The organism is Endozoicomonas sp. SESOKO3, from assembly GCF_024606255.1.
Window position 1 is genome coordinate 1 of record NZ_JAHHPR010000254.1, and the last position, 9,447, is coordinate 9,447.

Annotated in this window: 10 protein-coding genes; 5 read left to right on the forward strand and 5 right to left on the reverse strand. The window is 47.2% G+C overall.

Features of this window, described 5'->3' with window-relative positions:
• On the forward strand, positions 1 to 441 hold a 441-nt coding region (locus KDK18_RS04585; protein ID WP_257253526.1), incomplete at its 5' end, for a hypothetical protein.
• A 93-nt stretch (positions 442 to 534) separates the two neighbouring features.
• Here the strand turns inward: KDK18_RS04585 and KDK18_RS04590 are convergent.
• From KDK18_RS04590 to KDK18_RS04600, 3 genes are all read right to left on the reverse strand, one after another.
• On the reverse strand, positions 535 to 915 hold the full coding sequence (locus KDK18_RS04590) for a thiol-disulfide oxidoreductase DCC family protein (RefSeq protein ID WP_257253527.1): 381 nt from the start codon (positions 913 to 915) through the stop codon (positions 535 to 537).
• Positions 893 to 2,497, reverse strand: a complete 1,605-nt coding sequence (locus tag KDK18_RS04595) for a protein kinase (protein WP_257253528.1) — start codon at positions 2,495 to 2,497, stop codon at positions 893 to 895. The genes KDK18_RS04590 and KDK18_RS04595 overlap by 23 nt, the downstream gene beginning before the upstream one ends.
• Before the next feature lie 121 nt (positions 2,498 to 2,618).
• Complete coding sequence (locus KDK18_RS04600) at positions 2,619 to 4,226, reverse strand: protein kinase (protein WP_257253529.1); 1,608 nt, start codon at positions 4,224 to 4,226, stop codon at positions 2,619 to 2,621.
• 248 nt (positions 4,227 to 4,474) lie between these two features.
• Between KDK18_RS04600 and KDK18_RS04605 the strand changes: the two genes are divergently transcribed.
• The 3 genes from KDK18_RS04605 to KDK18_RS04615 all read left to right on the forward strand — a co-directional run bounded on the left by KDK18_RS04605 (position 4,475) and on the right by KDK18_RS04615 (position 6,976).
• Entirely contained in the window at positions 4,475 to 4,981 is a 507-nt protein-coding gene (locus KDK18_RS04605) for a hypothetical protein (protein WP_257253530.1), read from the forward strand.
• A 374-nt stretch (positions 4,982 to 5,355) separates the two neighbouring features.
• Positions 5,356 to 6,564: an SNF2-related protein gene (locus KDK18_RS04610; RefSeq protein WP_373691144.1), complete on the forward strand. Its 1,209-nt coding sequence runs from the start codon at positions 5,356 to 5,358 to the stop codon at positions 6,562 to 6,564.
• Complete coding sequence (locus tag KDK18_RS04615; protein ID WP_257253531.1) at positions 6,539 to 6,976, forward strand: helicase-related protein; 438 nt, start codon at positions 6,539 to 6,541, stop codon at positions 6,974 to 6,976. The genes KDK18_RS04610 and KDK18_RS04615 overlap by 26 nt, the downstream gene beginning before the upstream one ends.
• Positions 6,977 to 7,116: 140 nt before the next feature.
• Here the strand turns inward: KDK18_RS04615 and KDK18_RS04620 are convergent, their stop codons facing one another.
• Both KDK18_RS04620 and sodB read right to left on the reverse strand, forming a co-directional pair.
• Positions 7,117 to 7,773, reverse strand: a complete 657-nt coding sequence (locus KDK18_RS04620) for a hypothetical protein (protein WP_257253532.1) — start codon at positions 7,771 to 7,773, stop codon at positions 7,117 to 7,119.
• A gap of 440 nt (positions 7,774 to 8,213) precedes the next feature.
• A complete protein-coding gene (gene sodB / locus KDK18_RS04625) occupies positions 8,214 to 8,795 on the reverse strand; it encodes a superoxide dismutase [Fe] (protein ID WP_257253533.1) in 582 nt (193 codons plus the stop codon).
• Positions 8,796 to 9,127: 332 nt separating this feature from the next.
• Between sodB and KDK18_RS04630 the strand changes: the two genes are divergently transcribed.
• Positions 9,128 to 9,447: hypothetical protein (locus KDK18_RS04630; protein ID WP_257253534.1), on the forward strand; the 320-nt coding region annotated here is incomplete at its 3' end.

Consider the following 9,447-nt stretch of genomic DNA (forward strand, 5'->3'; position numbering starts at 1 on the left):
CTGCTTAACGAATACCTGTCAGGCCTGTTAGCCAAAGAAAAAGAATGTCAGCCCAAGTCAAGACTGCCAGAATTTATGGGGGTTGACAGTGCGACGTACCGTTCATGGCTGACACGCACAGCTCAGGAAATCCTGTACTGGACAGCTCTGCAACCTTGTGAGGTTAGCGATCGTCGTGCATCTGCCCCTTTTGCCGAATGCTTCTCAGAACACATAAAGCTCACTGGAAATCTGGATAACATAATGTACCCGAAACCATTGCATTCCCTGGACGTGTATAAAGAATTTCCCAGAGACTTTTATAATGTCAATGGCCAGCTTAATCTCGGAGCCAACAATGCCGTCTTCCCTCTGGTTAGTCTGGTCAAGGGGCTTACGCTGTTTGCCAGCAATGTATTTTCTCTCGCAGGGCAGAACGTCAGGGATGATGATATGGAGTGACGTTGATAAGTCTCACTGCATTCATGATTTTAGCGATCATATTTGGTCATGAGCGTCACTCTGTCCAGGCGGGTGGGATGAACAAGCCTATGACTATTTACATTGCTTTGTGTTGCATTGGCCCGGCCAGCGACCTTCTTTTTTCAAGCGGACTTTGGTCATCCAGTCATAAGTCCATTTCAGGAACTGTTTCAGGCCTGGCAGACTCATGACCTGTCCCAGCCAGCTCCAGGCAGGTAGCTGTCTGAGTAAGAGCGAGTAACTGTCGATGCTCGTATAAACCCGACCGTCATCGGTCATGGTGTGTAATTCAAGCAGAGCTTTGTGGGGATCAATCCCCCAGGCTTCCAGTGCCTTTTCCTGACCGGTGATATCAAACCACTCTACTTCACTTGTGAAACGGGCATTTTTCCAGCGAGCAACCTCTTTAACACAAAGAGGGCAGAGACCGTCATAAAAAACTCTTATTTGCATCGTCTTCATCTCTTTTCAATACATCAGCAACCCTGTGAAGTGTTCTTAAGGCCTGCTCTCTGTCTATTGTACGTTCAGTAAACCAGGGATGCTGCAAAGCTTGCTCTGGAGACATTCTCTGCCTGGGCACCGGGTGCAGCAGACTGTTAATCATGTCAATCAGCTGACTTTTACTTCTTTTCATCTCTTCTGCAGACTCTATCAGGTGCCCCAGATCTGTTACCGTCTCTCTTTCAGTCGTGGTTAACTTGCCGTAGAGCAGGCCTTTGATGGCCTGGATATCTTGAAACAAGAGCGGTCCATCCAACAGTGCCTGAGCGGTTTCGCTGTCTCTGGCGTTCAATTTTCCATGCAGCATTTTCTTGATTCTATCAATGTCACTGGCGCTCAAATCCCCATCCAGTAACTTCATAATTGCTCTAATTTCATCTCTGGAGGTCAGCAGACTCTCCAGATTAAATTCTTGCATCTTCATACGCTCAGACTCGGCTTCCAGATCATCCTGTGTTAACTCAGGACTTATTGGCTCCATTGCCTGTTTGTAACTGCCATCAGGATTGGGTTTCTGATACTCGAGAAATGCCTTGAGCACCTCAAAAGCTGCTTCAGATCGTTGGTCGGGGGTATATTTACCCCATGGTTCTGCGCCATTGGTAAAAGAGTGAATATGGAGTTGACCCGGACTGTTCAAAAAACGGTAGAGATGTTGTCCCTGGGCAAAAGCATCTGTGGCATAACTGGCTCTGACCAGCTCTTTCTTAAGTAACGATCGGTATAATTCCGGAGAAGCATAGTCTTCATGACCGTAACTGGCTTTTTTACCCTCCTCTTTGGCACCACCAAAATCAATCAATTTCAAGCGGCCACTTTTAAGATCAATCATGGCGTTATTGGGTTTCAGGTCGTTATGGACAACACCTTTCTTATGCAGGTAATCAAGTGCCTGAAACTTCTCGTACTCCATAAACGCCATAACATTGAAAAACGCCTGACTGCTGAGCCTGCCATTCCCATAGAGCTCAATCAAAAGCGTCATTAGGGTATCCTGAGAAGGGCCTTCAATCATCTCCATCAGGAGCCCTCTAACCCCATCGACTTCTACCAGACCATAACTTTTGACAATATTTGGGTGCTCTCCCAACTTCTTTAATATCCTGTGCTCTTGTTCTCCCTGGTCTCCCAAGTGAGTTTTTTTTAATGCGAAATGTTCTTGTTGGCCATTACTTTTTTCCTGGATAACCCGGTATACCGTTGCAAAACGTCCCCGACCCAACTCTTTCTTTGCCAGCTGGGCCGTTTCATTCAACGGAGAGTCATATGAGAAGACATCATCTTCGGGAAACACTTCGTCACTGACTGCTCCCGGGCTTGACGGGTAGGAAGAAATCGAAGAGCCAGATATCCCACTAAAATCAGATCCTGAGCCTGAGCCTGAAGAGCTATGCCTGATATTTTTGACCGGCACATCCAGCTGAACTTTCTTACTCTGCCACTTCCCCTGCTTCTTTTGTTCCGGCTTCGCCTGATCAGAGGCATTCGAGGCAGCAGTGGCTGCCCCCGACTTCTTTCCTGGAATATCCACGGATCTTTCCCGGTCATGTTCACTATTAAGGAGTGCATCGGCAGGAATGAGGGGCAATTAACAGGGGCGGATTATCCGAGAGACTTAAGTGAAGGGTTTTAGAGACATTCGGGGGAGATACTCATACAAAACTCTTGTTTGCGTCACCTTCTTTTCCTTTAAGGATGTCGGCTGCTAAATGCAGTGTTCTTAAGGCCTGCTCTCTGTCTATTGTTCGCTCAGTGAACCAGCAGTGCTGCAAAGCTTGTGCTGGTGTCATTCTCTGCTCGGGCACCGGGTGCAGCAAGCTGTTAATCATATCAATCAGCTGGCTTTTACTTCTCTTCATCTCTTCTGCTGACTCTATCAGGTGTTCCAGATCGGCTACTGTCTCTCTTTCAGGTGTCGATAATTTGCCGAAGAGCAATCGTTTGATGGCTTGGATATCATGAAATAAGAGTGGTCCATCCAATAGTGCCTGAGCGGTCTCGCTGTCTTTGGCATTTAATTTTCCATGCAGCATTTTTTTGATTCTTTCTATGTCACTGGTACTCAGATCTCCATCCAGCAATTTTACGATGACGCCAATTTCATCGCCGGAGGTCAGCAGGCTATCCAGATTGACTTCTTGCAACTTCATGCGCTCAGACTCAGCTTCCAGGTCCTCCATTGTTAATTCAGGCATTACTGGCTCCATTGCCTGTTTGTAACTGCCATCAGGGTTGGGTTTCTGATATTCAAGAAATGCCCAGAGGACCTCAAAAGCCGCTTCGGATCGTTGATTGGGCGTATACTTGCCCCAAGGCTGTGCACCGTTGGTAAAAGAGTGAATATGGAGTTGACCCGGACTGTTCAAAAACCGGTATAGATGTTGCCCCTGAGCAAAAGCATCTGTGGCATAGGATGCCCTGACCACCTCTTTTTGAAGTAGCTCCGATCGGTACAACTCTGGAGAAGCATAGTCCTCATGACTATAACTGGCTTTTTGGCCTTCTTCTTTGGCACTACCAAAATCAATCAGTTTCAAGCGGCCATCTTTCAGATCAATCATGGCGTTATTGGGTTTCAGGTCGTTATGGACAACACCCCGCTTATGCAGGTAATCAAGTGCCTGAAACTTCTCATACTCCATAAATGCCAGAACATTGAAAAACGCCTGACTGCTGAGCCTGCCGTTACCATAGAGCTCGATCAGAAGCATCATCACGCTCTCCTGGGAGGGGCCTTCAATCAACTCCGTCAGGAGCCCTCTGACCCCATCGACTTCTACCAGACCATAACTTCTGACAATGTTTGGGTGTTCCCCCAACTTCTTTAATATCCCTGCCTCCAGTTCTCCCTGATCACCGAAATGAGTCTGTTTTAATGCAAAATGCTCTGGTTTGCCTTTATTTTTTTCCTGAGTAACCCGGTGTACCGAAGCAAAGCGTCCCCTGCCCAGTTCTTTTTTAGCCAGATGGGCTGTTTCATTCAATGGGGAAGGGTATGAGAAGACATCATCTTCAGGAAACAGTTCAGTATCACTGAATCCTGACAGGCTTGACGGAGAGGAGGAAATCGAAAAATCGGACGTTCCACCATAATCAGAGTCTGAACCTGAAGAGCTTCGCTCCAGATTTTTGACCGGCACATCATTCAGCTGTACTTTCTTGCTCTGCCATTTAACCTGCTTCTTCTGTTCCGACTGAGCCTGCCCGGAGGCATTCGAGACGGAAATGGCTGGCCCTGATTTCTTGCCTGGAATATCCACGGATCTTCTCCCCCGGTTAACTTAACTATTAAGGAGTGCATCGGCAGGGTTGTGAGGCAATTAACGGGAGCAATACAGAGCAGCCTCTACGAGAGAGAGGTTGGAGTCATTGGCAGCATATGTTTAACCCAAGACAATTGCTTGTTAATGGTATAATTTCAAAATTCATGGATGAGCATTCAGAGTCAAAAACACAAAAAGCTGCTTGGTTATTGTCTGTTGGTCGCTGTTGCGGCTGGAACTCTAAAATGCTTCGATGGGTTGCACATATTCAAAAGTCTGGTGGTATTGGTGGTGTAAATCAGACTTTTGATCAGGCGCTTAATACCGACTACCAGCTTGCAGCTTTTGCAGCGGCTCTGAGTGTGCTGACCCAGTACAGTGAGATTGAAGGTATCAATATCGAAAACGAACTGTACCGGGAAAAACAAAAAGGCCAGAAATCCGAGTTTGATAAGCTGATAGACCAGGCGGTGGAAATTGCCTATAAACATCTGGTGCCCGGAGGCTTCGATGCTTCTGTTGTTCGGCATGCACTGTTTGCTGTTCATGAAACCATCAGACAGGAATCCGCCCAGCAGGGTGTTAACTATCTGAAGACAGAGCTGAAAAACTTCTGGAATGAACGGAAAAAGTTGATTGAAGTATTACGCTACCTCAGCCGAATGGAGCACATTGACCATTTGGAACACTGGGAGGCTGATGCCGAAGCCGCTAAAGCACTGGCCGGTGCGCTGGAGAATACTAACGGTTAAATCTGACCCATTGCAGTTTTTAGCAGCTTGCGTTTTCCGATCAAGTTGCTATATGTTAGGTCACAGACCTGCAACGGTGCCCATTCTAATACGTAGCGAGTGGCCACGGTTGCAGGTTTTTTGCGTTTAGGGGTATGTAATGCAGAAAATCGCTTTTTTTGTGGATGGTGGCTACTTTGTTCGACGGATCAAGTTTTATCACCGGAAACATTTTGAAGCGCACGCATTAGAACCTCAGCATATAGTCACTGCAATATACAACCTTATCGCCTCTTAGTGATTTTGTTATTGCTGATATAAAACGGATTTCTGAGCGAGTTGAATTAGACAGGACGACCTGGCAAACAGAGCCTCATATTGATCCGGCTCCTGCCATTGTCGAAACGCCTGTCTATCGTAAAGAGTTCGGCCTCTGGTCCCACCAGAAATATTTTGTCAAAAAAGCATTTGATGATCACCAAAAAGGCGGGGCCAGATATATTCTGTCTGATCAGGTAGGGCTGGGTAAAACTGTGCAGTTGGCGCTGGCTGGGATGCTGATGGCTCTTCAGGGAAATAAGCCGGTGCTGGTTATTGCCCCCAAGCCTTTGACCCTGCAATGGCAGGATGAATTGATGGAGCTGCTGGATATGCCATCTGCCATCTGGACAGGCAAACAGTGGCTGGATGAGCAGGGTATCTCCTGGCCCTCAACAGGACCTGAAAGTATTCTTAAATGTCCAAGGAAACTTGGCATAGTATCTCAGGGGCTGATTACATCCGGCTCTGAAATCAGCCAAAGAACCAAAAGTATGCTGTTGGCCACGGCAACCCCGGTTCAGCTGCATCCGGTTGAAGCTTTTGATCTGTTAAGCATTCTTGCCTTGGGTAGTGATCAAGTTCTGGGTGATGCCTGGAGCGAATGGCGCAAGGCTGACAGAGCTGTACCCATGGTGATGGGCGATATGGAAATATCTGTCGACGAAGCTTTGGCCTGGAGTTGGGTCAGAAATCCGTTACCACAAGCTGAGGAGCACCGATCTTTCAGGGATCTAAGAAAACGGCTGCACATGCAACCGGGTGATTATGTTGCCGATGCTGCCAGCTTCAATCAGTTGCGTGGACCTGACAAAACAAAGCTTCGCCGGGTTCTTCCGGACTATGGGAGACAGCATAACCCCTTTATCAGACAAATCATTCGGCGCACCCGGGACTATTTGGAAGCTACCATTGACCCGGAAACTGGCGAGCCCTACCTGCAGCCGGTCAAGGTCCAATTGTTTGGTGAGGGAGAGAAAGACTCTATCTCATTACCTCTTTACTTCCAGAAGGCTTATGAGAAAGCAGAGGAGTTTTCAGAGGCATTAAGCAAAAGAGCTAAAGGGGCCGGTTTCTTCAAGACCCTGTTGCTGAGGAGAATAGGAAGCACGCTCTACGCTGGACAAAGAACGGTGGATAAGCTGCTTAGCGAGTGGGCTGGCTCTGGCGATGAGCAGGATTTTTCAGCTTGTCTGGAAGATGAGGATGATGTCGAAAATCTCTCCATCTCTGACTCCATGATCTGGTGGGTTAGGATTGGTGCTGGGTACAGATGCAGCCATTGAAGGACTTAATCTGCAAAGGTTAGGAACCCTGATCAACCTTGACTTGCCGTGGAATCCAACTCGCCTTGAACAGAGAAAGGGACGTATCCAGAGAATTGGTCAGATTCGCAATACGGTCAAAATACTGAATATGAGATACCGTGGTTCAGTCGAAGACCGGGTGCATGAGCTGTTATCAGATCGTCTGGAGGATATTCACGGACTGTTTGGCCAGATTCCTGATGTACTTGAAGATGTGTGGGTTGATGTTGCATTGGGAGAGGTACAAGAAGCCACAAAGCTGATCGATGGAGTGAGGCGCCAGCATCCCTTTGATGAAAAGTACAGCCGGGTGGTGAACATTGATTGGGAATCCTGTCAGACAGTGTTGTCATCGGATGAGCGGAGAGAAATTTTGAGTAAGGGGTGGTAGCTGTTATATCAGCAGTCTGACCCAAGTGTCATGAATCAGAAAATAATCATGAACTGGAAATAGTTGGAGTCCCGGTTGAACCCTATAGGTTAACTGCATAGTTAGATTGTCAGAGGTATTCAGACTCTGGTAGTCAATGATTATGCGACTTTTATCTTTCTCGCTTTTACCTGCTGATCGACCATGGCCATCTGTACTGGACTGGCCATGGACTTGATAACTGAATAGAGCTTCAGAGAGCAGGAGCGGTCACTGTCTTCATGGAGAGCAAATATGGCCTTATCGACAAAGTCTTCATCAGAGCAGGTTGCCGCAGCTGCGTGGATATAGGCGGTAAAGTAGGCTTTCTCATCACCGGTAAACATCCATGAGCCCAGTTCGTCAGCAAAGATAATCTCATCATCTACAATGCCCACAAGCAGCTCATAGAGAATATCAAAGCACTCAAGGGCTACTTGGTACTCCTCTTGTCTGATCAGTTTCGTTGACTCAATAAATAACTCGTCAAGTTTTGCGAACCAGGCATCTGTCTCCTCGGGAATGTCCATATAGTTCCTGGAGTTAATATCAAAGGGTGCATAGTAGTCACCATCCAGAGAGCATTTCTGAAAGGCCTTTACTGCCTTGAGAGTGTGATCTGCTGATGCCGGGAATGAAAACTGCTCTTTTGACATAAGGCCACTAAAGATAGTGTCGCGCTGGTTAGTAGACATGGTTTCCCACGCGTTATCCAGTAGGTTCAAAAGCTCTGTCTGGGTTTTTTTATTGAGTATTTCAAAAAGAATAGACTTGTTCATTGTGTGTGGACTCTATAGCTGGAAAGTTTGAGACTTACCTTTGGCAAAGATGGTGATCTTTGAGAAAGGAGTTGATATCACCGGTGCTGAAAACGCAATCCGATAAGGGGCAAATGTTCAGGCAACGACATTGTAGGATAGCTTACTTTTAAATCGAACCCGGGGAGTGGACAGCTCGCTACATGCTACCTTCTGAGCACGAGAGCATTTTGTCAACAAGGTAGGCTTTAACGAAAATGAGGATGTCAGTCAACCTGAGCCATAGCCTATTACACGGTGCTCATTTTTTTCCCATTTATTAGGCACAAAATAATACCGTCTGCTAATGAACTAGCAGACGGTACAGATTAACAGTCAATCCTGATAGCTAACTTAAGTGTCGGTATCTCCAACACGATGTGGCAATTGCCAACCTGATTGGGTATCTGACAATCAGAATCTTAACCAGCGTAATTAGCCGCAGCAAAGTCCCAGTTTGCCAGTGCCCAGAAATTTTTCAGATATTCCGGACGCACATTGCGGTAGTCGATGTAGTAGGCATGTTCCCACAGGTCGCAGGTCAGTAGTGGTTTCTGGTCGGTCGTCAGAGGAGTACCGGCATTACTGGTGTTGACGATTTCTACGGAACCGTCGCTGTTTTTAACCAGCCAGGTCCAGGAAGAGCCAAAGTTGTTAACCGCTTTGTCATTGAATGCAGCAGTGAAATCGTCAAAAGAACCGAAAGCTTTGTTGATGGCTTCAGCCAGTTCACCGGCAGGAGCACCACCACCGTTAGGGCTCAGGCAATTCCAGTAGAACGTGTGGTTCCAGATTTGAGCAGCGTTGTTGAAGATGCCGCCTTCAGAAGTCTTGATGATTTCTTCCAGGCTCTTGCTTTCCAGCTCGGTACCCGCGACCAGACCGTTCAGCTTGTCAACGTAGGTTTTGTGATGCTTGCCATAGTGGAAGTCCAGAGTCTCTTCAGAAATATGAGGAGCCAGTGCATTGCGCGCATAGGGCAGTGCAGGAAGTTCAAAAGCCATCTTGTCGTTCTCCACTTGAGGGTTGGTCTTGTTTGACCTGATTCATCTCGCGCGACGATATTAACATTGGTTCGATTACGAATCTATGTGGTGGATAGTCTTGGGGCTTTTGATATCTCTTCAACCGCTGGGTGTTAGAAAAATACCTGGAATGGTATTGAGCGTCGAATATTTTCGGATTGTGATAGATGCTTTCCGTGCTTTTCCGGGTTTTCAGCGGCGATTATTAACTCTGTTACTGTTATTCTGTTCTCCTTTTCATAGTAATATTGCGCCTCAACGACCCTTGGCGAATAAATGCCCACAGTGGAATAGAGACAGATGAGAAACCCATGAGAGAAGAGGATAAGGCAATCAACGATATACCGGATTTCTCAATTGCAGCAGACGAGCGCCCGGGACGCAGGAAAGCCGCGGCTACTGACGGAAAGCCTACCGTCAAGAAAGGGAGTAGTCCCTCAGGTAAAAGTGGAAATGGCTTGGCCTGGCTCACAATGGTCATGATTATTGTGCTGGGAGCCGGTGGCGTCTGGCAGTTCAAACAGGTGCAACAGGAGCTGGCCGATACCCGACAGGCCCTGAAGGCCACGCAGGAAAAACTGAGTACCGTGACCGGAGAGGTCACTGCTACCGGTCAAAACCTTGATCAGAG